General features: G+C 62.8%; 31 protein-coding genes. 11 read left to right on the forward strand and 20 right to left on the reverse strand.

Annotated features, from left to right (window positions below; genetic code table 11):
• Positions 1–273 precede the first annotated feature (273 nt).
• Together SM766_RS06700 and phbB are read left to right on the forward strand one after the other, a co-directional pair.
• Positions 274–1449: an acetyl-CoA C-acetyltransferase gene (locus SM766_RS06700; protein WP_368947295.1), complete on the forward strand. Its 1176-nt coding sequence runs from the start codon at positions 274–276 to the stop codon at positions 1447–1449.
• Positions 1450–1639: 190 nt separating this feature from the next.
• On the forward strand, positions 1640–2362 hold the full coding sequence (phbB, locus tag SM766_RS06705; RefSeq protein ID WP_274827588.1) for an acetoacetyl-CoA reductase: 723 nt from the start codon (positions 1640–1642) through the stop codon (positions 2360–2362).
• A gap of 79 nt (positions 2363–2441) precedes the next feature.
• Here phbB and SM766_RS06710 read toward each other — a convergent pair whose 3' ends face one another.
• On the reverse strand, positions 2442–2588 hold the full coding sequence (locus tag SM766_RS06710) for a hypothetical protein (RefSeq protein WP_156767922.1): 147 nt from the start codon (positions 2586–2588) through the stop codon (positions 2442–2444).
• 115 nt (positions 2589–2703) lie between these two features.
• Between SM766_RS06710 and SM766_RS06715 the strand changes: the two genes are divergently transcribed.
• A complete protein-coding gene (locus SM766_RS06715; protein WP_368947359.1) occupies positions 2704–3651 on the forward strand; it encodes a transcriptional regulator GcvA in 948 nt (315 codons plus the stop codon).
• 162 nt (positions 3652–3813) lie between these two features.
• On the opposite strand, the gene SM766_RS06720 is transcribed toward SM766_RS06715, so the two are convergent.
• The 3 genes from SM766_RS06720 to SM766_RS06730 form a co-directional block, all read right to left on the reverse strand.
• Positions 3814–3993 carry a YdcH family protein gene (locus tag SM766_RS06720; protein WP_065272486.1) on the reverse strand — a complete coding sequence of 60 codons (180 nt, stop codon included), beginning with the start codon at positions 3991–3993 and terminating at the stop codon, positions 3814–3816.
• A 322-nt stretch (positions 3994–4315) separates the two neighbouring features.
• A complete protein-coding gene (locus SM766_RS06725) occupies positions 4316–5098 on the reverse strand; it encodes a tRNA1(Val) (adenine(37)-N6)-methyltransferase (RefSeq protein WP_368947296.1) in 783 nt (260 codons plus the stop codon).
• Positions 5095–5310 (reverse strand): putative signal transducing protein, encoded by a 216-nt coding sequence (locus tag SM766_RS06730; protein WP_065272484.1) that lies wholly within the window; start codon positions 5308–5310, stop codon positions 5095–5097. The genes SM766_RS06725 and SM766_RS06730 overlap by 4 nt, the downstream gene beginning before the upstream one ends.
• 57 nt (positions 5311–5367) lie before the next feature.
• Here SM766_RS06730 and SM766_RS06735 point away from each other — a divergent pair, with 57 nt between their 5' ends.
• A complete protein-coding gene (locus tag SM766_RS06735; RefSeq protein ID WP_368947297.1) occupies positions 5368–6366 on the forward strand; it encodes a polyprenyl synthetase family protein in 999 nt (332 codons plus the stop codon).
• Positions 6367–6633: 267 nt separating this feature from the next.
• On the opposite strand, the gene SM766_RS06740 is transcribed toward SM766_RS06735, so the two are convergent.
• From SM766_RS06740 to soxR, 4 genes are all read right to left on the reverse strand, one after another.
• Entirely contained in the window at positions 6634–7473 is an 840-nt protein-coding gene (locus SM766_RS06740) for a 4-(cytidine 5'-diphospho)-2-C-methyl-D-erythritol kinase (RefSeq protein ID WP_368947298.1), read from the reverse strand.
• Entirely contained in the window at positions 7463–9202 is a 1740-nt protein-coding gene (locus SM766_RS06745) for a tetratricopeptide repeat protein (protein WP_368947299.1), read from the reverse strand. Before SM766_RS06745 ends, SM766_RS06740 begins: the two co-directional genes overlap by 11 nt.
• Before the next feature lie 161 nt (positions 9203–9363).
• Positions 9364–11013 carry an electron transfer flavoprotein-ubiquinone oxidoreductase gene (locus tag SM766_RS06750; protein ID WP_274827582.1) on the reverse strand — a complete coding sequence of 550 codons (1650 nt, stop codon included), beginning with the start codon at positions 11011–11013 and terminating at the stop codon, positions 9364–9366.
• A 174-nt stretch (positions 11014–11187) separates the two neighbouring features.
• Positions 11188–11655, reverse strand: a complete 468-nt coding sequence (gene soxR / locus SM766_RS06755; RefSeq protein ID WP_368947300.1) for a redox-sensitive transcriptional activator SoxR — start codon at positions 11653–11655, stop codon at positions 11188–11190.
• A 95-nt stretch (positions 11656–11750) separates the two neighbouring features.
• Between soxR and SM766_RS06760 the strand changes: the two genes are divergently transcribed.
• The 3 genes from SM766_RS06760 to SM766_RS06770 all read left to right on the forward strand — a co-directional run bounded on the left by SM766_RS06760 (position 11751) and on the right by SM766_RS06770 (position 13985).
• Positions 11751–12131 (forward strand): VOC family protein, encoded by a 381-nt coding sequence (locus SM766_RS06760; protein WP_368947301.1) that lies wholly within the window; start codon positions 11751–11753, stop codon positions 12129–12131.
• Between the two features lie 340 nt (positions 12132–12471).
• Positions 12472–12942, forward strand: coding sequence for a transcription elongation factor GreA (greA, locus tag SM766_RS06765; protein ID WP_065272478.1), 471 nt, complete (start codon positions 12472–12474; stop codon positions 12940–12942).
• 20 nt (positions 12943–12962) lie between these two features.
• A complete protein-coding gene (locus tag SM766_RS06770; RefSeq protein ID WP_368947302.1) occupies positions 12963–13985 on the forward strand; it encodes a hypothetical protein in 1023 nt (340 codons plus the stop codon).
• A gap of 218 nt (positions 13986–14203) precedes the next feature.
• Here the strand turns inward: SM766_RS06770 and SM766_RS06775 are convergent, their stop codons facing one another.
• The 5 genes from SM766_RS06775 to SM766_RS06795 form a co-directional block, all read right to left on the reverse strand.
• Positions 14204–15460, reverse strand: coding sequence for a molybdopterin-binding protein (locus tag SM766_RS06775; protein WP_368947303.1), 1257 nt, complete (start codon positions 15458–15460; stop codon positions 14204–14206).
• The gene (locus SM766_RS06780) at positions 15457–16269 is read right to left on the reverse strand and encodes a molybdopterin guanine dinucleotide synthesis (protein ID WP_368947304.1); all 813 of its coding nucleotides are present in this window, start codon (positions 16267–16269) and stop codon (positions 15457–15459) included. Before SM766_RS06780 ends, SM766_RS06775 begins: the two co-directional genes overlap by 4 nt.
• The gene (gene mobB / locus SM766_RS06785) at positions 16266–16757 is read right to left on the reverse strand and encodes a molybdopterin-guanine dinucleotide biosynthesis protein B (RefSeq protein WP_274827577.1); all 492 of its coding nucleotides are present in this window, start codon (positions 16755–16757) and stop codon (positions 16266–16268) included. The genes SM766_RS06780 and mobB overlap by 4 nt, the downstream gene beginning before the upstream one ends.
• Entirely contained in the window at positions 16754–17389 is a 636-nt protein-coding gene (mobA, locus tag SM766_RS06790; protein ID WP_368947305.1) for a molybdenum cofactor guanylyltransferase MobA, read from the reverse strand. The genes mobB and mobA overlap by 4 nt, the downstream gene beginning before the upstream one ends.
• 109 nt (positions 17390–17498) lie before the next feature.
• Positions 17499–18386: a formate dehydrogenase accessory sulfurtransferase FdhD gene (locus SM766_RS06795; protein WP_368947306.1), complete on the reverse strand. Its 888-nt coding sequence runs from the start codon at positions 18384–18386 to the stop codon at positions 17499–17501.
• Between the two features lie 65 nt (positions 18387–18451).
• Here SM766_RS06795 and SM766_RS06800 point away from each other — a divergent pair, with 65 nt between their 5' ends.
• Both SM766_RS06800 and SM766_RS06805 read left to right on the forward strand, forming a co-directional pair.
• Positions 18452–19186 carry an AzlC family ABC transporter permease gene (locus SM766_RS06800; protein WP_368947307.1) on the forward strand — a complete coding sequence of 245 codons (735 nt, stop codon included), beginning with the start codon at positions 18452–18454 and terminating at the stop codon, positions 19184–19186.
• A complete protein-coding gene (locus SM766_RS06805; RefSeq protein WP_065272470.1) occupies positions 19183–19530 on the forward strand; it encodes an AzlD domain-containing protein in 348 nt (115 codons plus the stop codon). The genes SM766_RS06800 and SM766_RS06805 overlap by 4 nt, the downstream gene beginning before the upstream one ends.
• 58 nt (positions 19531–19588) lie before the next feature.
• On the opposite strand, the gene SM766_RS06810 is transcribed toward SM766_RS06805, so the two are convergent.
• From SM766_RS06810 to SM766_RS06835, 6 genes are read right to left on the reverse strand one after another with little or no spacing between them, the layout of a single operon-like run.
• Positions 19589–20230 (reverse strand): hypothetical protein, encoded by a 642-nt coding sequence (locus tag SM766_RS06810; protein WP_237028373.1) that lies wholly within the window; start codon positions 20228–20230, stop codon positions 19589–19591.
• A 10-nt stretch (positions 20231–20240) separates the two neighbouring features.
• A complete protein-coding gene (locus tag SM766_RS06815) occupies positions 20241–20375 on the reverse strand; it encodes an aa3-type cytochrome c oxidase subunit IV (protein ID WP_065272469.1) in 135 nt (44 codons plus the stop codon).
• 11 nt (positions 20376–20386) lie between these two features.
• Positions 20387–20527, reverse strand: a complete 141-nt coding sequence (locus SM766_RS06820) for a hypothetical protein (protein ID WP_368947308.1) — start codon at positions 20525–20527, stop codon at positions 20387–20389.
• Between the two features lie 40 nt (positions 20528–20567).
• Entirely contained in the window at positions 20568–21107 is a 540-nt protein-coding gene (locus SM766_RS06825; protein ID WP_370570628.1) for a DUF6173 family protein, read from the reverse strand.
• Between the two features lie 42 nt (positions 21108–21149).
• A complete protein-coding gene (locus SM766_RS06830) occupies positions 21150–22196 on the reverse strand; it encodes an MBL fold metallo-hydrolase (RefSeq protein WP_065272468.1) in 1047 nt (348 codons plus the stop codon).
• Positions 22196–23899: an acyl-CoA dehydrogenase family protein gene (locus tag SM766_RS06835; protein WP_065272467.1), complete on the reverse strand. Its 1704-nt coding sequence runs from the start codon at positions 23897–23899 to the stop codon at positions 22196–22198. Before SM766_RS06835 ends, SM766_RS06830 begins: the two co-directional genes overlap by 1 nt.
• Before the next feature lie 155 nt (positions 23900–24054).
• On the opposite strand from SM766_RS06835, the gene SM766_RS06840 reads away from it, so the two are divergent.
• Together SM766_RS06840 and SM766_RS06845 are read left to right on the forward strand one after the other, a co-directional pair.
• A complete protein-coding gene (locus tag SM766_RS06840) occupies positions 24055–25020 on the forward strand; it encodes an L-threonylcarbamoyladenylate synthase (RefSeq protein ID WP_065272466.1) in 966 nt (321 codons plus the stop codon).
• Positions 25021–25138: 118 nt separating this feature from the next.
• Positions 25139–25585, forward strand: coding sequence for a DsrE family protein (locus tag SM766_RS06845; protein ID WP_065272465.1), 447 nt, complete (start codon positions 25139–25141; stop codon positions 25583–25585).
• 76 nt (positions 25586–25661) lie between these two features.
• Here SM766_RS06845 and SM766_RS06850 read toward each other — a convergent pair whose 3' ends face one another.
• Complete coding sequence (locus SM766_RS06850; RefSeq protein WP_274831441.1) at positions 25662–26216, reverse strand: YqgE/AlgH family protein; 555 nt, start codon at positions 26214–26216, stop codon at positions 25662–25664.
• Between the last annotated feature and the right edge of the window lie 101 nt (positions 26217–26317).

Consider the following 26317-nt stretch of genomic DNA (forward strand, 5'->3'; position numbering starts at 1 on the left):
TTCGGGAATAGCTTCCTTGTTTCAGGGCCTTCTGTGCATCTGACCGCATGACCCCCAAAAAAGAGCCACCGTCACCGGTGGTTTTTTGCGTTTATGCCGGTTGACTTCCCGTCAGCCGCTGGGACACCCTGTCGATTGCTGCAGGTGCAGCAATACGCTATGCCTGCCCCGGAGTACGGGAGGACGTGTTTGCCATCGCGGGGTTTTGATTTCACCACCGACCGCGCGGGTGCAACATCTCCGGAGTTAATTGATGGCAGAGGACCCATATCAATGACCAATGTTGTAATCGCATCCGCCGCACGGACCGCCGTCGGCAGTTTTGGCGGCTCGTTCGCCAATACGCCCGCCCATGATCTGGGTGCCGCTGTTCTGGAGGCCGTTGTTGCCCGCGCCGGCGTCGACAAAAGCGAGATCTCTGAAACCATTCTCGGTCAGGTTCTGACCGCCGCTCAGGGCCAGAACCCGGCCCGTCAGGCACATATCAATGCCGGCCTGCCCATCGAAAGCGCCGCCTGGGGCATCAACCAGGTCTGCGGCTCCGGTCTGCGCGCCGTGGCCCTCGGCGCACAGCACATCCAGTTGGGCGATGCCGCCATCGTTTGCGCCGGTGGCCAGGAAAGCATGACCCTGTCGCCCCACGCCGCCCATCTGCGCGCCGGTCACAAGATGGGTGACATGAAGTATATCGACACCATGATCCGCGACGGTCTGTGGGACGCCTTCAACGGCTACCACATGGGCCAGACCGCCGAAAACGTCGCCGAAAAATGGCAGATCTCCCGCGATCAGCAGGATGAATTCGCCGTCAGCAGCCAGAACAAGGCCGAAGCCGCCCAGAAGGCGGGCAAGTTCGCCGATGAAATCACCCCCTTCACCGTGAAGACCCGCAAGGGTGACATCGTGGTGGACAGCGACGAATACATCCGTCACGGCGCCACCATCGAAGCCATGCAGAAACTGCGCCCCGCCTTCACCAAGGACGGATCGGTCACCGCTGCCAACGCCTCCGGCCTGAACGACGGTGCTGCCGCCACCCTGCTGATGAGCGCCGATGAAGCCGAGAAACGCGGTATCGAGCCGCTGGCCCGCATCGCCTCTTATGCCACCGCTGGCGTCGATCCCTCGATCATGGGCGTCGGCCCGATCCACGCCTCCCGCAAGGCGCTGGAGAAGGCAGGCTGGAGCGCCTCGGATCTGGATCTGGTTGAGGCCAACGAAGCCTTTGCCGCGCAGGCCTGCGCCGTGAACAAGGAAATGGGCTGGGATCCAAGCATCGTCAACGTCAACGGTGGCGCCATCGCCATCGGCCACCCCATCGGCGCCTCGGGCTGCCGGGTTCTGAACACGCTGCTGTTTGAAATGAAGCGGCGCGGTGCCAAGAAAGGCCTCGCCACGCTTTGCATCGGTGGCGGTATGGGCGTCGCCATGTGCGTGGAGCGCCCGTAACGTGGCCTCGTAACCGGACATATCTAAGGGCGCCATCTTGGCGCCCTTTTCTTTTAGGCTTCAAAGGTTTGTCAGGGGTGCGACAATTTATGCGGCGGCGCAGCAAAATCCATTGCGCAATATTGTTGCTCAAACTAACCTCTGCATGTAGCAAGATTACCAAGTAAATGAATCACTGGAGGACAACTCAATGGCACGAACTGCACTCGTCACAGGCGGCTCCCGCGGCATCGGCGCAGCAATTTCCAAGGCTCTGAAGGCCGAAGGCTATGACGTCGCAGCCACCTATGCCGGCAATGACGAAGCCGCGGCCAAATTCACCGAGGAAACCGGCATCAAGACCTACAAGTGGAACGTGGGCGACTACGAGGAAAGCAAGGCCGGTATCGAAAAGGTCGAAGCCGATCTGGGTCCCATTGACGTCGTGGTGGCAAATGCTGGGATCACCCGCGATGCCCCCTTCCACAAGATGACGCCCGAGCAGTGGCACCAGGTGATCGACACCAACCTGACCGGCGTCTTCAACACCATTCACCCGATCTGGCCCGGCATGCGCGAGCGCAAGTTTGGCCGTATCATCGTGATCTCCTCGATCAACGGTCAGAAAGGTCAGTTCGCTCAGGTAAACTATGCTGCCACCAAGGCAGGCGATCTGGGCATCGTCAAATCCCTGGCGCAGGAAGGCGCCCGCGCAGGCATCACCGCCAACGCGATCTGCCCCGGCTATATCGCCACTGAAATGGTGATGGCCGTGCCGGAAAAGGTGCGTGATTCGATCATCGCACAGATCCCGACCGGCCGCCTGGGCGAGCCCGAGGAAATCGCCCGCTGCGTGACCTTCCTGGCCTCTGATGACGCAGGCTTCATCAACGGGTCGACCATTTCCGCCAACGGCGGTCAGTTCTTCGTCTGATCCGAGTGCGCAATGGTAAAAACAACAAGGGCCGGTCCTGATGGACCGGCCCTTTTTCAATCCCGTAAGGACATGTGCACTATGCCCAGCGGGAAACCCTTGTGCTGACCAGCGAAGGCTTGCCACGGCGGAACAGGCGCGCCCAGAAGGATTTCAGCACTTGGCCGCGTTCTTCATGTGCACGCTGCATGGCCAGTTTGATATCGGCGTTGACTGTATATTCCATCTCGCAAACCTCCGTTTCGGATCAGCATCATTAACCTGACACCAATATGATTGCGGGTGAAAAAACTTACAAACGAGACTTTTCAGCCATTCAGTTAAGTATTACTTATGTGACCATGCCAGAACGCCTGCCCCCCCTGACCGCCCTGCGCGCCTTTGATGCCGCCGCCCGCCACATGTCCTTTGCTAAGGCGGCAGAGGAGCTGAACGTGACCCCAGCGGCGCTGTCCTTTCAAATCAAATCGCTCGAGGAGCACCTCGGCGCGCCGCTGTTCCGTCGGCTCAACCGTGCGGTGGAGCTGACCGAGGCCGGACGCACGCTGGCCCCAGGCGCCGCCGAGGGTTTCGAGATTCTTGGCGATGCCTGGCGCGCCACCCGGCGGCTGCAGGACAACAGCACACTGACGGTGACCGCTGGTCCAGGCTTTACCGCGAAATGGCTGGCGCCGCGTCTTTATGAATTTGCGCGCGCCCATCCCGAAATCGACCTGCGCTTTTCCGCGACACTCAGACAGATGGATTTCCAGCGCGACGAGGTCGATGTGGCAATCCGGTTTGGCGTCGGCCCGGACGAGGGCCTTTGGTCCCTGCCCCTGCGCAAGGAATGGATGACACCGGTGATGACGCCGGAACTAGCAGAGAAATACAAAACCCCCGAAAGCCTGACCGAGGCGCCGCTTCTGTTCGACGAATCCCTGAACTTCCTGCAGCCGCCCTGCGACTGGCCAGCATGGTTCGCCGCCGTCGGAATCGATTTTGCCCCCACGCATGGCGCGCATTTCTCGCAGGCTGACCATGCGGTGGATGCCGCCCTGACCGGGGCGGGCGTCGTGCTTGGCCGCCGCGCCATGGTGGTGACCGATCTGCACGCCGGGCGTCTGGTGGCCCCTTTCGCGACTGCGATTGAAACAGAAGGACGGTTTCGCTTTGTCTGCGCCAAGGGCACCGAGGATCGCCCCCAGATCAAGGCGTTCCGCGACTGGTTCATGGGGGAGATCGACAAGACATCCTATGTGTCTGAGCGGTTCGATATCATCCCGGTCACCGATATCGCCCACCCCTGAATGCAGCATTCCTGACCACTCGCACGCGGTTCGCCCAGACAGCCCCTTTCAAAAGCAAAAGGGCCACCAGATCTGGCAGCCCAATTTCATCAGACATATCGTGGGCGCGCCGCCCGTGCCGGTTTTGCTCCGGTTTGCGGCTGCGCCCGAGTTGCTCGCGCGTCAGTGCGCCAGTTCGCTTGCGGACAATCGCTCAATCTCTTCCTTGAGCTTCAGTTTCTGCTTTTTCATGGCAGCGACTTCCAGACCGTCGGTACTGGGTGCACGTTGGGCCTGTTCGACTTCCATGCTGAGGTGCTCGTGCTTCTTCTTCAGTTCCGTGAGATGCGAGCTGAGGCTCATGCCGTTCCTCCTTTTTGAGCAAAATACGCCCTGCGTCAGCAGGACACCTCAAGTGGAGCATAAGAAAATGCGTCTGTCACGCTGCAGGCGCACAGTTTTGTCATCAATTTGTTGCATCGGCTGAAGACTGCCAAAAACCGCCGCTCAGCCTTGCAATAAAGGCGCAAAGCCACGGTAAAACGACTATGTAACGCTTGAAAGACGCAAGGGTCCTACCCATATGGGCGTCCGCTCGGACAGGCCCCTGCGACGCTCAGATGGCAGCCCCCGATACCACGTCACCGTCTTGGCGACCGACTCGCCGCGATAGAGGATTGGCTGCTCAGGCGGGCCGCTTTTCCCCGGGCCAGGGCAGGGCCGCACCCTGCCGCAGCACATCGGCCACCTCTTCCTGATAGCTTTCGCCGTCCCGCTCGTGCCGCGCGCCCTTGTGCAGGATCAGCGGCGCGTGCAGCCGGAACTCCGCCCGCCCCTCCTTGCGCGCGCGCAGGATCACCAGCTCTGCCGCCCGCCCCTGTCGCGGCGCCAGCGGCAGCACCTCCAGCGACCCCAGCCTCCCGGCACAGGCCACCAGCATATCCGGCAACCGATCCGCGCGCTGGATCATGTGCAGGTATCCGCGCGGCGCCAGCCGTTTGGCGGCAACGGCGATCCAGTCCTGCAGCGGTGTCTCTTCTCCGAGGGCAACCCGCCGCCCGGCATCCTGCGCCGGGCTGTGCCCCCCTGCCCGGTAGTAAGGCGGGTTGGCAATCACATGGGCGAACTGCGTCTGGCGCAAAGACACCGGCAACTGCGCCAGGTCAGCCTCGATCACATCGACATCCTGCCCGTTCAGCGCGCCATTGCGCCGCGCCAGGTCGGCATAGGCCGCCTGCAACTCCACGCCCGTCAGGCGCAGCCCCGGCACCCTTGCCGCAAGGCACAGCAGCGCCTGCCCCGCACCGCAGCCGAGCTCCAGCACATGATCCCCCGCCCGCGCCGGAACAGCGGCCGCCAACAACACAGGATCAACCCCGGCACGGTAGCCTTTGACGGGCTGATACAGCCGCACCCGGCCGCCCAGGAAATCGTTACAGGTCAGATCCGCGTCGGCAAAAATGCTCATTGGCCCAGCGGGATGTCATTGTCGCGCATCACCCGCAAAGCCGGGTCGTAATCATCCGGATGCACCATAAGGCGGCGCGGAAAAATTCCGATGCCGCCCTCGAGGATGCTCATATTTACGTCCAACTGAAAGCAGTCTATATCCTCTCCCTCAAGAAGGGCTGAGGCAAAGGCCAGGACGGTTGGATCGGTGCTGCGCAGAAGTTCCTTCATGGGGATGGATCTAAGAGCAAGGGCAATACCTTGTCGAGCCTGAAAGCCGGGAAAGCAATGGACCAAGTCATGACGCAAAAGCCGCATGAAATGCTGGCAGCCACCCTCAGCGACGAGATGGCGGCGGTAAACACGCTGATCCGCACAAGGATGGCCTCCGAGCACGCGCCCCGGATCCCCGAGGTGACCGCCCATCTGGTTGAGGCCGGCGGCAAGCGCCTGCGCCCGATGCTGACCCTGGCGGCGGCGCGCATGTGTGGCTACGAGGGCGACAATCACGTCAAACTGGCGGCCACAGTGGAGTTCATCCACACCGCTACCCTGCTGCATGACGATGTGGTCGACGAAAGCGGCCAGCGCCGCGGCCGCCCCACCGCCAACCTCTTGTGGGACAACAAAAGCTCGGTTCTGGTCGGCGATTACCTCTTTGCCCGCAGCTTCCAGCTGATGGTGGAAACCGGCTCTTTGCGGGTGCTGGACATCCTCGCCAATGCTGCCGCCACCATCGCCGAGGGCGAGGTGCTGCAGATGACCGCGGCAACCGACCTCAAAACCGACGAAGCGATCTACCTGCAGGTGGTGCGCGGCAAGACGGCAGCGCTGTTCTCCGCCGCAACCGAGGTCGGTGGCGTCATCGCCGGGGTGGAGGAGGCGCAGATCAAGGCGCTGTTCGATTACGGCGATGCCCTGGGCATTGCCTTCCAGATCGCCGATGACCTTCTGGATTATCAGGGCGACAGCAAGGCGACGGGCAAGAACATCGGCGACGATTTCCGCGAACGCAAGCTGACCCTGCCGGTGATCAAGGCAGTGGCGCAGGCCACCGATGAAGAACGCGCCTTCTGGACCCGCACCATCGAAAAGGGCCGCCAGGAAGAGGGCGATCTCGACCACGCTCTGGCGCTGATGGGCAAGTACAAGACGCTGGAGGCCACCCGCGACGACGCCATGGCTTGGGCCGAAAAGGCAAAGACCGCGCTGCAAAGCCTGCCGGAGCACCCGATCCGCCAGATGCTGCATGATCTCGCCGATTACGTGGTGGCTCGGCTGCACTAACCGCCGGAGCAACACGCCAAAGTCGGCATATCAGCCCCTTTCTTCCAAAGTCCGGGTCAAGGGAGGCGTTAGCCTCCGCGCCGCGCGCGGCTTGCCCTTGAGGCGGATTTTGGAACTCCACACTCGATGTGGCGCCTGCAGCGCAGACCTGCACTGCAGGCGCCTCTCAGCAGATCTGGAAAACAGCGCGCCGCAGGCGCGCTGCCGGGCCCAAGGCGGTTCGCTGCATCTTTGATGCGGCGATACAGGCGCGGGAGCCCCCCGCGCCTAGAGCAAGCGCCCCGAAGCCACCCACCAGTCAGGGTGTTTCGCACGAATATCCTCTGCCGTGCTTTGCGCCTGCCCCTCGTCAGGTTCGAACAGCGCAAAACAGGTGGCGCCAGAGCCGGACATGGCCGAAAACAGCGCCCCCGAGCCACGCAGCGCGTCCAGAACCTCTCCGATCACCGGCGCAGCGGCCACGGCTGGGGCCTGCAGATCGTTACGCTGCCGCGCCAGCCATGCCGACAGCTCCAGCGCATCGCCCCAGCCCGGCAGGTCCTGCGGCATGGCCGGATTCTCGCGCGAGGCCAACCCGCGGAACACCACCGGGGTCGAGACCGCCACACCAGGATTCACCAGCAGGATATCGCAGGACGGCAAGGGTGGCAGCGGCGTCAGGTCCTCGCCAATCCCGGCCATGCGCCAGGCTCCCGGCGCCATGCAGACGGGCACATCTGCGCCGAGGCTTAACAAATCCGCTTCGCCGGGCAGCTCCACATCCCAAAGCTGCGCCAACGCCCGCAGCGTTGCCGCCGCATCCGAAGAGCCGCCACCGATGCCAGCCGCTGCAGGCAGGTGTTTTTCCAGCGTAATCTCAGCGCCCTGCCCGGCAGGTTTCAAAACCTCTGCCGCCCGCATCACAAGGTTGGAACCGTCCGTGGGCACGCCAGCCGCCCGTGGCCCGCTTACCTGCAGGGACAGATCCTCAGCCGGGCGCACCCGCACCTGATCCCCGACATCGCAAAACGCCACCAGAGAAGCCAGCAGGTGATAACCATCGGCGCGCTGGCCGGTCACATGCAGGGTCAGGTTGATCTTGGCCGGGGCGAAAGCCTCAACCGCCATTGGCAACCTTCAGGGGATCCGCACCTTCTTCTTCCAGCACCACATCCAGACCGACCTCGATCTTGAGGCGGATCCGTTCGGGATCGGCTTCACCATCGCCTTCGCCAGAGTGGATGAAGGACAGCGCTCGTTTCCACTGGAATTCCGCCTCGCGTTGGCGGCCTACTGCCCAGAACACATCGCCAAGATGGTCATTCACCACCGGATCCACTGGCATCAATTCCACCGCGCGCTCCATGTGGCCCACCGCCTCGCTATAGCGGCCAAGACGATACAGCACCCAGCCCAGCGAATCGACGATATAGCCCGACTCGGGACGTGCTGCGACGGCGCGCTCGATCATGTCGAGCGCCTCATCTAGGTTCTTCTGCTTTTCCACCAGCGAGTAGCCAAGGTAGTTCAGCACCTGCGGGCGGTTCGGCTCCAGCGCCAGAGAGGCACGGAAATCGGCCTCGGCCTCGGCCCAGTTATCCAGCCTTTCGTGGCAGATGCCGCGGGCATAATAGAGGAACCAGCGACTCGGCGATTGCTCGGGCGTGTAGGTCAGCGCCTTGTCATAGGCGGTCACGGCGCCAGTGTAGTCTTCCTGCTGTCGCAGCAGGTCGCCCAGGCTGACCTGAACCTGCGGCAGTTCAGGATAGATCTCTGCCAGTTGCGCCAATACCTCGGCTGCGGCGTCCGGTTTGGCCGAGCGGCGCAGCGCCTCGGCGCGGCCCATTTCAGCGGCATAATAATCGGGATGGCTGCGCGGCACCTGTTTATAGGTGGCAATCGACAGCGGGAAGCGGCCCAGCTTGTCCAAGAGCTCCGCGCTTAGCAGAACCGCATCGACGTGATCCGGGTTCAGGACCGAGGCCATGCGGGCATACATCAGCACATAGTCATCCGCCTGCTGCCCATTCAGCGCCGATCCCATGGTGAAAAAGACTTCGGCGATCCCTTCGACCGGGCCGGGCGCCATGGTAAAGCCAAGCGCCTCGCCTGCCTCAAGTCGGCCCCGCAAATCCGCAAGCGCCGGATCAAAGCCGCTGCTGAAGGCCCCGCTCAGCACCTCAAGCGCCTTTTCGTTCTGCCCCAGCTGCGACAGGATCTGCATCCGCGCCAGAACCGATTGGCGCGACAGGCGGGTCAGCTTGCCATCCTCGGCGGCGAACATCGCCTCTGCGCCCTCGTAGTCCCCGACCGAGGCCAGCGCCAGCGCCTGATGAAACTGCGCGTAGGGGCGCAGGTTCTGGTCTTCGGCAAGGGCTTCGAAACTCTGCATCGCGGCGGAGACAGCCCCTTCGCCCATATGCGCCCAGGCTGTCAGCAACCCATCCACCAGCGGGTGAATATCGCGGATCGCCAGATCCCGCGCCAGAATGTCGACAAAGGCGCCGCGGCGGGCGAAATCGCCCACCATGACCATATTCGTCGCCTGGCTGCGCAGCTCCATCTCCCACAGGCGCTGTGCCACTGGCAGTGCACGATCCAGATCGCCCTGCGCCAGCTGGGCAAAGACCACATTTTCCATCAACACGGGGTTCTTCGGATCGCGGACCAGAGCGCGGGTGTAATATTCGGCAGCTGCCGAGAAATCACTCTCATAGGTGGCGGCACGACCAGCGAGGTAAGCCCCCGCCAATCCGTTGGCTGCAACTGGCGCCGCAAGGCCCAGCGTGGATGTGACCGAAACAGACAGCGCAACCAGCGCCGCGGATGACAGGTTGCGAAGATTTTGAACCGGCACCGGGACCTCCCCCAAGGGTATGTATTCGTGATTGTGAAAAAGGGTAATCCGGGCGCTGACAACACGCAATGGGGCGCCTCGGAAGGCGCCCCACTTTTGCGTTATTTCCGGCAAAACCGGAGGAAATCCGCCCGGCTGCGGGCAGATCTGCCCAAACCGGATCACATATTGGGATAGTTCGGCCCGTCACCGCCCTGCGGCGTGGTCCAGGTGATGTTCTGGCTCGGGTCCTTGATGTCACAGGTCTTGCAGTGAACGCAGTTCTGGAAGTTCACCACGAACTCCGGCTTGCCGTCCTTTTCGACCACCTCGTAGACGCCGGCCGGGCAATAGCGCTGCGCCGGTTCGTCGTATTTCGGCAGGTTGACCGAGATCGGCGTATCCGCATTGCCAAGGTGCAGGTGGCAAGGCTGGCTTTCCTCGTGATTGGTCATCGCAAAGGAGACGTTGGTCAGCCGGTCAAAGGACAGGGTGCCATCGGGTTTCGGGTAATCAATCGGCTTGTGCTTGCTGGCTTCTTCGGTGGCTTCGGCGTCGTTCTTGCCGTGACCAAGGGTGCCAAAGAAGGACAGGCCAAGGATGTTGTTGGTCCACATATCCAGACCACCCAGCATCAGCGAGGCGGTGAGACCCCACTTCGACCACATCGGTTTGACGTTGCGGACCATCTTGAGGTCCTTGCCGATAGCGCCTTCGCGCACGTCTGTTTCATAGGCGGACAGCTCGTCACCGGAACGCTCGGCCTTGATGGCGTCATATGCGGCTTCGGCTGCGGCCTTGCCCGACAGCATGGCGTTGTGGTTGCCCTTGATGCGCGGCACGTTGACCATGCCTGCGGCGCAACCCAGCAGCGCCACACCGGGTGCCACAAGCTTCGGCATCGACTGCCAGCCGCCTTCGGTAATGGCGCGGGCGCCATAGGCCACGCGCTTGCCGCCTTCCAGCAGTTCGGCGACCATCGGGTGGTGCTTGAACCGCTGGAATTCCATGTAGGGGAACAGGTAGGGGTTCTTGTAGTTCAGGTGCACCACGAAGCCCACGTAAACCTGGTTGTTTTCCAGGTGGTAGATGAAGGAGCCACCGCCAGCGTTGGAATTCAGCGGCCAGCCCATGGTGTGGGTGACGGTGCCTTCCTTGTGTTTGGCCGGGTCGATCTCCCAGATCTCTTTCATGCCAACGCCGTATTTCTGCGGCTCCTTGCCATCGGACAGGCCGTATTTGGCGATCACTTCCTTGGACAGCGAGCCACGTACGCCTTCACCGAGGAAGACATACTTGCCGTGCAGCTCCATGCCCGGCTCGGTGTTGGGACCGTAAGAGCCGTCGGCCTCCAGACCGAAGACACCGGCGACCACGCCTTTGACTTCGCCGTTGTCGCCGTAGATCAACTCGGAGCAGGCCATGCCCGGGAAAATCTCGACGCCCAGCTCCTCGGCCTGTTCAGCCATCCAGCGGCAGACATTGCCCATGGAGACGATGTAGTTGCCGTGGTTGTTCATCAGCGGCGGCATCGGGAAGTTGGGGATCCGCACCTCGCCCGACTCGCCCATCATGTAGAAGTTATCTTCCTTGACCGGCGTGTTGAGCGGCGCGCCCTTTTCCTTCCAGTCGGGGATCAGCGCATCAAGACCGCAGGGATCCAGAACCGCGCCCGACAGGATATGCGCGCCCACTTCGGAGCCTTTTTCCAGCACCACGACCTCAAGGTCGCTGTCCAGCTGCTTCAGACGGATCGCCGCCGACAGACCCGCAGGGCCGGCCCCGACGATCACAACGTCATATTCCATCGCTTCGCGTTCAATCTCGGCCATAGATGATGTGCTCCTTGGCTATCGTTCGTTTCTGTCCCCATCGGACAGATGGTCCTGGGCGCAATTTTCTTTCGCGGTTGCTTAGCGTTTGGGGATTACAAAGGTCAATCCATACTCTGCGTTACGTTCCAGCAGAACGGGCTTTTCCGTATAAAACATACTCATTTCCGACGCTCATCCGTCATTTTCAACCTCTGGGCTGTCCCCCATCAGATAGCGCGGGCCGGTGCCCTTCTCTCCTGCCTTGTCCTGCGGATTATATAGCGCGCATCTCGGCAAGGACAGGCAGCCGCATCCGATACAGCCATCAAGGTTATCACGCAGCTTCATAAGCGTCTCGATTCGCTGATCCAGATGATCGCGGAAGTCCGAGGAAATCGCCGCCCAATCCTCTTGCGTCGGGGTGCGCCCGCCGGGCAGGTTTTTCAGATACTCGCGGATCTCCGGCAGGGAAAACCCGAACTGCTGCGCGATCATGATGAAGCTGAGCCGCCTGAGATCCGAGCGCAGGAACCGCCGCTGCCCGCCCGCATTGCGCCAGGGCTCTACCAGACCCTGCGCCTCGTAATACCGGATGGCAGAGACGGCCAGCCCGGTGCGCTCTGCCAGATAGCCAATCGAAACACCTGCGGATTTTGCCATGTCGGATCCCTTCCCTGACGTGATGAAAAATACCTTGATCTAAAGTTAGGTTTAGAAATTACACAGGATGCAGAGATTATCAAAGGAGATTCGAAATGACCGCCATTCTTGAACACGCGAACCTCTGCGTCAGCGATCCCCATGCCACCGCCGCCTGGATGGAAAAGGTCTTTGGCTGGCGCATCCGTTGGCAGGGTCCGGCAATCCACGGCGGCCTTTCGGTCCACGTCGGCAGCAAGGACAGCTATCTTGCGCTTTATACGCCACCGGAAGACCTGGGTGATCCGCTGCCCCGCTATGCCAACAAGGGAACGCTCAACCATCTGGCGCTGATCGTCGAGGATCTGGACCGCACCGAGGAGGCGGTTCGGGAGGTCGGCTTCACGCCGATGAACCACGCCGATTACGAACCCGGACGACGGTTCTATTTTCTGGATAGAGAGGGGGTGGAATATGAGCTTGTTCAATATGATTGAGCTGTTGGGTCTCGACGCACACAGGCGGCCCCGAGGCAGGCACACCACGCGGTTCCATGGCGATCAGGCCGAGGCACAGTTCTGGCGCATCGAAGCGCATCTGCCGGTGCCAGACCCGCTGCCACCGCGACATATCAAGCGGCGATAAATCCCGCAGCAAGTCCCGGTCCCTGCAGCAAAACTCTGCCCGTGGCCGCAGGTCCCCCTTGCATTTGGCCCCGCGATTGGGTCAGGTAAATGCCAACACGAATAAATGCCCCGTCGCACCTGCGGCGGGGCTGTCACGTTCAAAAGACCCGTAGCACATGCACGGCACGACCAGACGAAAGCGGAGCAGACCATGGAAAAGATCCCGATGACGCCGACGGGCTTTCAGGCCCTCGAAGCGGAACTCAAGAACCTGAAATCCGTCGAGCGCCCGGCCATCATCCAGGCCATCGCCGAAGCCCGCGAGCTCGGCGATTTGTCGGAGAATGCCGAATACCATTCGGCGCGCGAAAAACAGTCCTTCATCGAAGGCCGCATCAAGGAACTTGAAGGCATTCTGAGCCTCGCCGATGTGATCGATCCGGCGAAACTTTCGGGGTCTGTGAAATTCGGCGCCAAGGTCACCGTGGTGGATGAAGACACCGACGAGGAAAAGACTTGGCAAATCGTCGGCGAACACGAGGCCAATATCGAAGCGGGCCTGCTGAACATCAAATCACCGATTGCCCGGGCCTTGATCGGTAAGGAAGAAGGCGACAGTGTGGAGGTACGCACCCCCGGCGGGGAGCGCGCCTATGAGATTTTGCAAATCGTTTATTCCTGACAAGACAGAACCCATCCGCCATGACCGCACCGGATCCCGCCTCAAAGACCGCCCATAACCAGCCGCTCAGCACGTTCGAGCGCCCCTCGGCCACGGGATTGGGCGGCGCCGAGATGGGGGCGATCGTGCTGGGCTGCATCTGGCTCCTGGCAGTTCTGGCGGCCTACCTTCTGGCTCCTGCTGAAACGGACGGCGCCGATGGCTGGACCGGCTGGGTGCAGACGGCGCTGGCCGTCTGCCTGCCGGTGATCCTGCTCTGGGGCGGCGCCATGGTGCTGCGGTCGATCCGGATCATGCGCGAGGAAACCCTGCGCCTGCAATCGGCCATCGACGGGCTGCGGCACAGCTACCTGACCCACGCCCAGCAGGCCACGGCGGTGGCGGAGCCTTCGGTCACCAAGAAGCTCGAGGAAATCGCCGAGGCGACGCGCAAGACCGAAAGCGCATTGGCCACTTTCCAGAGCAGCCGCCGCAACCCGCCCCGCCCGGCGATCCCCGCCGAAGCCGCCCAGATGGCCGCAGCGGATCAGGGTACGCTGGCCCTTGGCACCTCCTCGGAAGACATGTCGCCGCCGCTGCCGGTGGACCAGTTCATCCGCGCGCTCAATTTCCCGGAAACCGCAGAGGACGAAGAAGGCTTCTCGGCCCTGCGCGCCGCGCTCAAGGACCGCAAGGCCTCGCAGGTGATCCAGGCGGCGCAGGACGTTCTGACCCTGCTCAGCCAGGACGGCATCTATATGGACGATCTGCGCCCGGATATGGCACGCCCCGAAATCTGGCGCCAGTTCGCCCAAGGCGCCCGCGGTCGCGCCGTGGCGGCGCTTGGCGGGGTGCGGGACCGGACATCGCTGGCCCTGACCGCCGCGCGGATGAAACAGGATCCGATCTTCCGCGATGCCGCGCATCACTTCCTGCGCCGGTTCGACCAGATGTTCACCGAGTTTGAGACCGAAGCCAACGACAGCGAAATCTCCGCTCTTGGCGACACCCGCACCGCGCGCGCGTTCATGCTGGTGGGCCGCGTCGCGGGCACCTTCGACTGATCCTCAGCCACTCCCCCCGTTTCCCCCGCCAGAGCGCTCCCGTCCGGATTCCGGCGATCACAGATCACCGCTCTCCCGTTGGGTCCGGCGCCACGCTAGGCGCGGCGCGGTTGCCACCATCCAGCGCCCTGCACCGCAGGGCGCCCGGCCCAACCGCGAAGGTCATTGCCTGCAATGATACTGAATGGGCGGGAGCTTCCCGCCCCACAGACACCAGCCTAAAGGGAAAAACTGCCATAGGGCAGGAAACGCACCGGATCGCCGGGCCGGATATGCGCCGCATCCTCGCCAATCTCGACCAGACCCTCGGCCCAGCTAAGGCCACTAATCCGACCAGAGCCTTCGGATTTGAACACTTCAACTCGCCCCTGCCGGATACGGGCGCGCAGGTATTCCCGCCGCCCCGGTTTCTTGCGCTTCTCAAACCCGGCAGGCACATCGAACCCCTGCGGTTCCTGCCACCCGGCCCCCGCCATCACCCCGATGGCAGGGCGCGCAAAAATCAGCGTACAGACCAGCGCCGCCACCGGATTGCCCGGCAGGCCAAAGACCGGCATTCCCTGCCACATCCCCAGCGCCAGCGGACGGCCGGGTTTCAGGGCAATGCGCCATTCCTGCATGGCGCCTGCCTCGCGCAAGAGGGCCGAGACATGATCTTCATCCCCCGCCGAGGCACCGCCGCTGGTCAGGATCACATCCGCCTGTGACGCCGCGCCGTCCAGCCGCGCCCGCAGCGCGGCGCGATCATCGCCGACGCGTCCCAGATCCACGGCAATCACGCCCAACTGCCGCAGCAACGCCAGCAGCATCGGCCGGTTGGCATCATAGATCTGCCCCAGCCCGGCAGGCGCACCCGGATCGCGCAGTTCATCGCCGGTGGACAGCACTCCAACGCGCAGGAGCTGCCGAAGTGGCAATGTGTCGTTTCCCGTCGCCGCGGCCAGCGCCAGGTCGGCAGGTGTCACCACCCGCCCCGCACTCAGAATCACATCTCCGGCCGCCACATCCTCACCGGCGCGGCGGGTATTGGCGCCCTGTTTCAGCGGCCCGTGAAAGGCGATCTGACTGCCATCCGTTGTCACGTCCTCTTCCAGGATAACCGTATCGACGCCTTCGGGCAGAGCGGCCCCGGTCAGGATACGAATGGCCTGCCCCGCAGGCACCACGCCGTCAAAGGGCACCCCCGCCGCCGCACGCCCGGCAACCAGATCCATGACCTGTGCCCCTTCGGCTATGGGACCGGAAAAGCCATAGCCATCCACCGCGGTATTGGGCTGCGGCGGGTTCGATCGCTGCGCCACCACATCTGCGGCCAGCACCCGCCCCACGGCCTGATCCAGCGGCAGGCTCTCCACGCCTGTCACCGGCCCCAGCCGCTGCCGCAGCAGCGCCAGCGCATCCTCGACCGGGGTCCAGTTCACGCCCGCCGGCAAGGCAAAGCAATCATCGCGCAGGGGCGGCGGCTTCAGGGTCATCTCGGCTCCACTCCAAGGATCCAGCCCTCTTCGGGGGCGGTGATATCCAGCATCTTCTCCAGTTCTGCCACAGGGCGGCGGGCAAGTTCCAGAGCCACCTGCTGCACCTGCCAGGCATCCTTGATCATACCAGCAGGCGGCGTAGAAACGGTGAGAGAGGGCCAGATCTCGACCAGTGCCACCGGCCTGTCCAGCGCCTCAAATGGCCACGCGGCCACATGCGGCGCAAAGCGGCGGCGCAACCGGGACAGCACCGGCAATCCCATCATCACCTGCCCACCGACAGAACCTGCCCCGGCCATCTGCCAGCAGGTGAAGGCGCCCGGCGCCAGATGTTCGACCGCGCGCCGATCCGGAAAGGGGTTTTGGTAGGTGCGCTTGGTGCGTGGCAGCCCGTCGATATCGCGCTTCAGCGCATTGGCCCAGAAAGGCCCCTGCCCGCCAAAGCGGCGGTTGATCTCGCCCGCCAGATCAAAGCGATTGTTGGCCTTGGGGCTGTCTTCGATCCGCGCCTCGAACCAATTCCAGAGCGCCAGCGGATCGCTCTGCCCGGTCAGCGCCGGGCCAAAGCCTGCGGGATAGCCAAAGGGAAAATCAAATCCGATGCAAAGCCGTTGATCCCGGCTCAGCGCCAATTCCACCTGATCGCAGAGCCAGTCTTCGACCAGCTGGCGATTGCGGAAATAAAGCGGGTCTTCTGCGCCGTCCCGGACCGCCAGACAAGCCCAGATCGCATCGCGGCGTGGACGCGGTCCGGCATCGTTGCCGCCGGACCAATCCACCATCACGAAGGTGTCAAACGGCCTCACAAGCCCAGTTCACCCGCGATGAAATCGGCAATCGCCACGGTATCGTCCAGATTGAACACGGGCCGATCCAGATTGAGGGAAATATCGCTGGCCACGGCCCGGATCGATTGATCCCCCGGCGCGATCAGCGGATTGCCCGCATCGGTGCGATAGGCCTCGATCTTGGGATGCGGTTCGCGTTTGAAACCCTCGACAAGGACCAGATCCACCGGATTGAGCCGCGACAGCAGATCAATAAAGGACGGCTCTTCCGCATCGCGCAATTCCTGCATGATCGCCACCCGGTTGGGCGAGGCCAGAAGAACCTCTGAGGCGCCCGCGCTGCGATGGCGGTGGCTGTCGGTGCCGGGTTGATCGACATCGGTGCTGTGATGGGCATGTTTCAGGGTCGAAACGCTCAGACCACGGGCACAGAATTCAGCCACCAGCCGCTCCATCAGGCCTGTCTTGCCGGCATTTTTCCAGCCGGTCACTCCGTAAATTTTCATTTTAATAATCTCTCTGCACGCGCCAAATCTTCCGGCGTGTTGACGTTAAAAAATGGATCAAACGGGTCGGCCTCGAACAACGCTTCGCGCCCGCCATGGGCGTCGGTCCACAGGACCACCTTGCGCAGGCCATCGTTTAGGGCCGCGCGCAGATCATCGCGCAGGGCCACGGGCCAAAGGCCGAATGTGGGGTGGCGGTTCACCTTGCTGCGCCCGCCGGATTTCAGCTCTTCCCCGGTGCGCGGGGTTGTGGCGAGCACCAGGGGATGGGTCTGCCCTTCGGAGGCTGCCATCAGCCGCGCCGCCAGATCGGTCGGGAAGAAAGGCGTGTCGGCAGCCGCCGTCACGATTGCTTCGGCGCCTTGCTCGGCGGCCCAGTCGAGCCCCGCCAGCACGCCCGCCAGTGGCCCGGCAAAACCTTCGATACTGTCGGCCACCACTGGCAGGCCGAGGTCGGCAAAGCGCGCAGCATCCCCATTGGCGTTGAGCGCGAGGCCTGCCACCTGCGGCGACAGCCGATCAATCACGCGGAACAACAGGCTTTGCCCACCGATATTCAGCAGCCCCTTGTCGCCACCGCCCATGCGGGTGGCGAGACCACCAGCCAAGATTACGCCGAGCGGTTTGGTCATGCCACACCCTCCCAGCGTCCGACCCGGCGGGGAGGGTGCGAAGCGCCCGCCCCGTGGGGGGCGGGTTGGGCGCTGCCCGGCTTTGCCGGGCAATGACGAGTAGCTGACATCATTCTGCGCTCTTCCTGCGATGTTTCTTGTCTTCCTGTGGCATCGATGCGGGGTCCACGTCCCGTTCCAGCCGATCATCGCCCGACAGGCAAATGAACCGCTGGCCGCGCATCCGGCCAATCAGGGTCAGGCCAACCTCGCGGGCGATCTCTACCCCCCAGGCGGTAAAGCCCGAGCGGGAGACCAGCACCGGAATGCCCATCATCGCCGTCTTGATCACCATCTCAGAGGTCAGCCGCCCGGTGGTGTAAAGGATCTTATCCGCCGGATCGCTGCCCGTGGACAGCATCCAGCCCGCGATCTTGTCCACCGCGTTGTGGCGACCAACGTCCTCCATATAAACCAGCGGGCGGTCACAGTGGCACAGCACCGTGCCGTGGATGGCCCCGGCCTCAAGGTATAAGGACGGCGTGCGGTTGATCTTATGCGCCAGCGCATAGAGCCAGGAGGTGCGCACCGGCGTTGCGGGCAGGCGGACATCCTCCAGCCCCTCCATCATGTCGCCAAAGACGGTGCCCACGGCGCAGCCCGAGGTGCGGGTCTTTTTCTGCAGCTTTTCCTCGTAAGAAGTCTCGACCTCGGTGCGCACAACGGCGGTTTCCAGCTCTTCGTCGTAATCGACGCCGGTGATCACATCATCGTCGCGCAGCATGCCCTGATTGCGTAAAAAGCCAAGCGCCAGGTACTCGGGATAATCCCCGATTGTCATTGCGGTGACGATCTCCTGCCGGTTGAGATAAATGGTCAGCGGACGTTCCTCGACCACGGAAATCTCGCTTTGGGCGCCGGTGTGATCGACGCCCGTCACCGCGCGGGTCAGCCGCGCGTTCTGCGGCGCAGGCGCGATGATATACTCTGCGTGATCTTCGGCTTTTGCCAATTGCAAACCTCCCCAATCCCCCGTAGGCCATGACAGCAGCCCCGTGCTGCGTCTCAATTTAGGACGTGCAAATGGCGATCACCACACCCAAATCAGCCTTTTGGAAGGGCGTCCGCGATGGCGCACCATTTCTTCTGGTGTCAGGACCTTTTGGCCTGCTGTTTGGTGTTCTAGCCGCCGAGGCGGGACTTATTGTCCCCGAGGCACTGACCTTCTCGCTCGCGGTGTTTGCCGGATCGGCACAGTTCACCGCTCTGCAACTGATGCAGGAGAACGCACCGATTCTCATCGTGCTGATTTCGGCGCTTGCGGTGAACCTGCGGGTGGCGATGTATTCGGCCTCTCTGACGCCCTATCTGGGGTCGGCGCCGCTGTGGCAGCGGGCGATTGCCGCCTATTTCACCGTCGATCAATCCTATGCCCTGTCGATCGTGCAATTCGAAACCGAGCCGGAGATGACCGTGCCGGAACGCATGGCGTATTTCTTTGGCACCAACGGGTTGGTGGCACCGGGCTGGATGATCGCGACCTTTACCGGCGCCATGATCGGCGCGCAGGTCCCGGACAGCTGGGGCCTCGACTTTGTGCTGCCACTGGCCTTTCTGGCGATGATCGGCCCGATGCTGCGCACCCCCGGGCATGTAGTGGCCTGTTTCGTCGCTGTCGCGACTGCGCTGCCGGCTGCGGCCCTGCCCTATAACCTGGGTCTGATCGTGGCTGGGTTGGCTGGCATGATGGCTGGCGCCCAGACGGAGGTCTGGCTGGAAAACCGGCTGCGCCGCAGCCAAGAGGAGACCGCGCAATGACCAGCACTGCCCCTGCCCTGATCGACCCCGTGATCCTGTGGACGGCCATCATCGGACTGGCTGTTGGCAGCTTCGCCCTGCGTTTTGCCTTTATCGGGATTGTCGGCGGGCGCGCCATGCCGGACTGGCTGATGCGCCACCTGCGCTATACCGCTGTTGCCATCATCCCGGCGCTGGTGGCGCCGCTGGTGGCTTGGCCCGCTCCGACCGGCGGCACCCCAAGCCTGCCGCATGTCGCGGTGGCGGCGCTGACGCTGGCAGTCGGCTATCTGACCAAGAATGTACTCTTGGCCATGGGAACTGGCGCAGGGTCCTTCGTGCTGCTGCTCTACGTATCGGGCTAAAACGCAAGCGTCGGCCACGGATCCACCGCTGCGGCGCACTTTCTGAGGATGCGCCGCGCTACTCTCCGTTTAGGATCGCATTGTTGCGCGCGAGCCCTTCCTGAAGGTCGGCGCTATCGTTCTCGTAATACCGGGTGGTTTTCACGCCGGGCCGCTGTTCAAACTGGTCGGCCAGCTTCACCGGATAAAAGGTAACCTTGATATCCTCGAAACCGGGAACCTGTTTCAACACCGAAGCGGTGGCATTGGCGCAATAGGCACCGGGCACGCGGCCATTGCTGACAACCAGTTCATAGGCGCGTTGCGCCTGTTCCGGCGTCACTGCAACTTCCTGAACCATCACGTGATGGGTGCTGCGGGCGTGCGATCCGCGATAGGCCTTTTCCACGGCAGGCGTGATCCCGTAAAGCACGTCATCCCGTTCGGGTACGCGGTCTGCATAAAACGACCCGGCGGGATCAAAGATGACCCGCTCCGAAGCATTGACCATCAGCGAGGTATGCCCGCCCTGTCCGGTCCGGTTGTTGACCATCGTATAAAGGGTCAGGGATGGGGCGCCCTCGGCGCGATACGCGACACGTTCCAGCGTTGCATCATCGGCATTGGGCTGCGGCTGCGACGCGCAGCCCGACAGCGCAAAAGCTCCCCCTGCAACCGACGCACAAAGCGTCAGGCGCAGCAGCAAACGGCCCACGGACATGGCCCGAAGATCAGGTCGCGAAGACGGCCAGGAAGACCGCGAAGAGCGCCAGAGCGATGCAGAAGCGCACCGTGAAGGTCACAAAACCCGCAAAGGTTTTTTCCTGAACCGAGATGTCCATGGTTCCGTGTTTATGCTCAGCCATGTCTAAATGTCCTATTCGCGTTCGATTTCCTGCTGATTACTGGATTTCCCGCGCCCTGTCACGACGTCAATGCAGCGCAGCAGGGCGAAAAACCCAAGGCCTGCGGCCTGTTTGCACAGCAGTTTCGCCCCGACTTGCGGGTCGTCACGCATCAGATCGCCGAATCGCGCGGTTGCCCCTGCACCGGGTCTCTCAGGTATCCGGCTCTGCCTCTGCCACGATATCGGGATCAGCATCCGGGGCCGGATCAGGCTCCAGATCCTTCGCCAGACGAAATCCGATCCGCATGGCCGGGGTTTCCGGCTGCGCCTTGGGCAGGGCCCGCAGCATCACGTTGAGCTGCGTCACATGCTGGACCAGCTGCGTGCGGGCACCGGAGTTATCCGACCCGTAAAAGGTCACGATGTCAGGGTCGAAATAGCCCATACCCTCTATCCGCATGACACCGGCGTCGCCACCGGCAAACCCCATCGCGACCTCATGAGCGCTGTCCAGCTGCTCCTCGAAGTTCTTGATATAGAGAATCATCCGCTCATAGGCCCAGCGGGCCGGGCTTTTCTCTTCGGCCGGTTTCTGCATCGCCTTGGGCAGCGTCGGGCTGCTCTGGCCCGGCCTCGGGTCGCAATGCACCTCATGCACCTGCGGCAGGATCGCCGCTTCGACGGCCTCGGCGCTGGTATCGATACTGTCGTGAATGGCCGAAGCGCCCGGTTTGCGTGTCTTGTCACTCATCTGTGCCCGCCTTTCCCGGCGTAGCGCCCTGGCGCCACCCCGTCAGTCTTTGCGTTGATACAGCCAGGCGCCGTCTTGGCGCTGTTCGCGTGTGACCCGCCCCAGATGGAAGAGGTGATTGACGTGGGCCACCGCCTCGACCAGGGCCAGGCCGTATTCACCCGGCCCGATGGCACGTTTGAACAGCGGCGAAAAACACTCGGCCGCGGTGCGCGGGCTGTCGAGATGATCCATCAGCCGATCCAGTGCGCCGTGGTGGTTGTCGATCAGCTGCCGCATCCGCAGCGGCAGGCGCGAGAACGGCAGCTTGTGACCCCCAAGGGCCAGATGATCATGCCGTGCCAGCGGCGCCAGACGTTCGCAGGCCTCCAGCCATTCGCCCAAGGGGTCCGCCATCGGTTCGGTGGCATAGACGCCGATATTGGGGCTGATCGACGAGAGAATCTGATCCCCGGTGATCACCAGATTGTCGTCACGACTCCAGAAGGTGGCATGTTCCGGCGCGTGGCCGTTGCCCATGTGCACATCCCAGTCGCGCCCGCCCATGCGGAACACATCGCCCTGCTGCACCCGGGTAAAGCCCAGCGGCATCGGGTAGACGGTATCGGCAAAATTGAACGGCCGGTCCGCAACCCGCTGGTCATAGATTTCCTTGTCCATGCCCGCGCTGCGGTAATAGGCCAGCGTTTCCTCGGGCCAGGTTTCCTGCACATCCAGCGTCAGCATGCGGGCGAACAGCCAGGCAGTGCGGGTGGTGACCAGCTCGGCGCCGTATTCGGACTGGAACCAGCCCGCCAGACCGATGTGATCCGGGTGATGGTGGGTGGCGACGACACGGCTGATGGGTTTGCCCTTCAGCGGGCCTGCCATCAGGCTTTGCCACAGTTCGCGGCTCTTGCGGGTGTTGAACCCGGTGTCGATCACCGTCCAGCTATCGCCCTCATCAAGCGCGTAGACGTTGACGTGATCTAGCTTCATCGGCAGCGGCTGGCGCATCCACAGGACGCCTTCGGCGACCTCGATCACCTCGCCCAGCGCGGGCGGTTCTTCCCAGGGGGTACGCGGGCCGACTTCGGGAACGGAGGCCATCAGCTGGCCAGCTCGTCCAGTGTCAGCGCCATGGCACCCTCGATACCTTCCTGCGCGTGCTGCAGCAGGCCGACATGCTCGGGCAGCATCCGCTTGATGTAGAAGCGCGCCAGTTTTTCGCGTGGGCCGCCCTTGTCAGCCAAGGCCGCCATCAGGTGGTAATGCCCCCCCAGAACACGGGCAAAGGCCCGCAGATAGGGCACCGCCCCGGCAAAGCGGTTCTGCAGATCACCCTGCCCCACCAGCCAGTCGGTCGCTTCGCGCAGGCTTTCGCAGGCCTGCCAGACGGCTTCGGCCATATTGGGGTGGGTCGGACGGGCGCGTTCGGCCAGTTCTTCGATCTCATCCATCAGACGGTTGGCCATCTCGCCGCCATCCATCATCTTGCGGGCAACAAGATCCATCGCCTGAATGCCGTTGGTGCCTTCGTAGATCGAGGTCACGCGCACATCGCGGCAGAATTGCGCGGCGCCGGTTTCCTCGATGAAGCCCATGCCACCATGCACCTGCAGGCCGATATCTGCGACGCGAATGCCGGTGTCGGTGCCGAATGCCTTGGCAATCGGCGTCAGGAAGGCCGCGCGGGTCTTGCAATCTGCCTCTCCGGTGGCAGTGGACATGTCGATGGCCTGAGCACAGGCCAGCAGGATCGCACGGGAGGCAAAGAGATCCGCCTTCATCTCCATCAGCATCCGGCGCACGTCCGCGTGGTCGACGATGCCGCCCGACGGCGTCTTGCCCTGCTTGCGCTCCAGCGCATAGGCCAGCGCCTTCTGATAGGCGGCTTCGGCAATGCCGACACCCTGACCGCCGACACCCAGACGCGCGTTGTTCATCATGGTGAACATGGCCGCCATACCGCCATGTTCCGCGCCCACCAGCCAGCCGGTGGCGCCATCATATTGCATCACGCAGGTAGGGCTGCCGTGCAGGCCCAGCTTGTGTTCGAGGCTGACCACCTTGAGGCTGTTCGCCTTGCCGGGGTTGCCATTGTCATCCGGCAGGAATTTGGGAACCAGGAACAGCGAAATCCCCTTGGTGCCCGGCACACCGTCAGGCAGCCGCGCCAGCACCAGATGGCAGACGTTGTCTGCGAAATCGTTGTCGCCCCAGGTGATATAGATCTTCTGCCCGGTGACGGCATAGGTGCCATCGCCATTCGGCACGGCCTTGGAACTGAGCGCGCCCACGTCCGATCCGGCCTGCGGCTCGGTCAGGTTCATGGTGCCGGTCCATTCGCCCGAAATCAGCTTCGGCAGGTATAGCTCTTTCAGCGCGTCGCTGGCGTGGTGATCCAACGCCTCGATCTGTCCCTGGCTCATCAGCGGGGCCAGCTGCAACGACAGGCAGGCGCCGGACATCATTTCATTGACCGCCGAGGTGATCGTCATAGGCAGCCCCATGCCACCGTGCTCCTGCGGTGCGCTCATCCCGAGCCAGCCTCCCTCAGCGATGGCACGCCAGCCATCGGCAAAGCCGGGCGAAGTACGCACAACGCCGTTTTCCAGATAGGCCGGGTTCAGATCTCCCGGACGCTCCAGCGGTGCCATCACCTCGTCGCACATCTTGCCCGCTTCGGTCAGAATCGCCGTCACCATGTCGTCCGAAGCCTCGGCAAACAGGTCGGTTGCGGACACATCCTCAAAACCGACGATGTGCTTGAGCATGAACTCATACTCGGAAACGGGGGAACGGAAGGTCATTGGCGTCCTCTTGGCGTCCTGTGGGGCTCTCTCGTGTCTGGGCTAGTCTTTTACCCAGTCTTGGCATTGCTTACGAGGCCCTTTATATCTCGCGGCCTGTCCGATTACCTATCCTCTCGACCTTTTCAATCAACCGAAACGCCGCGTCACCCGCCATGTCCAGCCTGACCACCGAAATTCTGGGGACCTCGGATGCTGATCTGAGCCGCGCCGCCGATCTTCTGAAGGCGGGGCAGCTGGTGTCCTTTCCGACCGAGACGGTCTACGGCCTGGGCGCCGATGCCCGCAACGGCACGGCGGTGGCTTCGGTCTATGCAGCCAAGGGGCGGCCCAGCTTTAACCCGCTGATTGCCCATGTACATTCCGTCGCGGCGGCGCAGCAGCTGGTGCAGTGGAACGATTTGGCCGAACGGCTGGCAGCGGCCTTCTGGCCCGGGCCGCTGACCCTGGTCTTGCCACTGCGCGAGGACCACGGCGTTTCCGGACTGGTGACCGCGGGACTTCAGACACTGGCAGTTCGGGTTCCGGCCCATCCCACCGCCCTGCGGCTGCTACGCCTCGTGGACGGACCGGTGGCAGCGCCCTCGGCCAACCCGTCGGGACGGATCAGCCCCACTACGGCCGCGCATGTGCTGGCCGGGCTGAACGGCAGGATCGCTGCCGTCGTGGACGATGGTCCCTGCGGCGTAGGAGTGGAATCCACCATCGTTGGCCTCAGCGGACCAGACCCCATGCTGCTGCGCCCCGGCGGACTGGCAGCCGAGGACATTGAGGCAACCCTCGGTACGTCGCTGACCGACCGCGACGCAGCCGATCCCCTGTCGGCGCCGGGGCAGTTGCTGTCCCACTACGCGCCCAATGCCCGCGTCCGCCTAAACGCGACAGAAGCCGGTGAGGGCGAGCTGCTGCTCGGCTTTGGCTCCATGGACTGTGATCTGAACCTGTCAGCGGTCGGCGATCTAGCCGAAGCCGCCGCCAATCTGTTCGAACACCTGCACCGGCTTGATGCAATCGGTCAGCCGATTGCTGTCGCGCCCATCCCCGAACACGGGCTTGGCAGCGCGATCAACGACCGTTTGCGCCGGGCCGCCGCGCCCCGGGACGACAGTTCCGCGCACTGACCCAGCCCGAACGGCCAGCCAGATCCGCCAAAACCCCATCAATTATTCATATATTCGCTAGTCTCTATGCATAAATGGGATACCGGGCTATCCTGACCTCCTACTAGGGAGGAACATCATGAAACATTTACTGACAGCGGCCGCTGTAGCCACAAGCCTGTGCGCAGGCTGGACCACCGCAGCCCTTGCCGAAGGCGCCACGCATCACATCGCCGTTCACGTCAATCAGAATGACCCCAAGGTCATGAACATGGCGCTCAACAACGTGCAGAACCTGACCCGCTATTACGAGGCGCAAGGGGACACGGCGGTTGTGGAAGTTGTCGCCTACGGCCCCGGCCTGCACATGCTGATTCCGGGGAAAAGCCCGGTCGCGGACCGCATTGCAACCATGAGCCTTGAGAACGACAAACTGTCCTTTTCGGCCTGCGGCAACACCCACCGCAAGATGAGCGAGAAGGCAGGCAAGGAAGTTGCCCTGCTCGAGGAAGCCTCGATCGTGCCTTCCGGTGTGGTCCGGCTGGTGGAACTGCAGGAACAAGGGTTCTCTTACGTCCGTCCATAATTGGCGCAGACCTGACAAACAATAACACGCAGGGGCGACCCGTCCCTGCGTATCTCGCCGCACTGACCGTGTGGGGTCAGGCGGTTCCGGCGCTTGAGGACAGCGACACCGGGTCCACGCCCAGTGTTTTCAACGCCGCGCCCCATTTTTCCAGATCGTCCATCTCGAACAACAGCTCGGCGCTGGCCTCGGCCGTCAGCCAGCCATTGGCGACGATTTCGCTTTCCAGCTGCCCCGGCCCCCAACCAGCATAGCCCAGCATCACGACCATCTTCTCTGGCCCGCTGCCTTCGGCAATGTCTTCCAGAATGTCCAACGTCGCGGTCATTGCAAAACCGCCCGGAACATCAAGAGAATTGACCCGCGAATGATAATCGTCCGAATGCAAAACGAAGCCGCGCTGGGTCTCGACCGGACCACCGAAACGGACAGGCAGAGATGCAACATCGGTGTTTGCCTCGATCTCCAGCTGTTCCAGCAGACTGCCCAGCTGCACGCCCGGCGCCGTCTTGTTCACGATCAGCCCCATCGCCCCCTCATCACTGTGAGAGCACAGGAACACCACCGCATGTTCGAACCGCGGATCGCCGATTCCCGGCATGGCAATCAAGAGTTTACCTGTCAGATCCATATCGCCTGTCTTTCTGTCTGCTTGGTCCATCGGACCAGACCGCATGCGACCAGCATGCAGCCCCACGCCCAGAGGTGCAAGGGCTGGTCCCCTGCGACACT

It is taken from the genome of Pseudophaeobacter sp. A-200-2, from assembly GCF_041008815.1.
GTDB classification, from domain to species: domain Bacteria; phylum Pseudomonadota; class Alphaproteobacteria; order Rhodobacterales; family Rhodobacteraceae; genus Phycobacter; species Phycobacter gallaeciensis_A.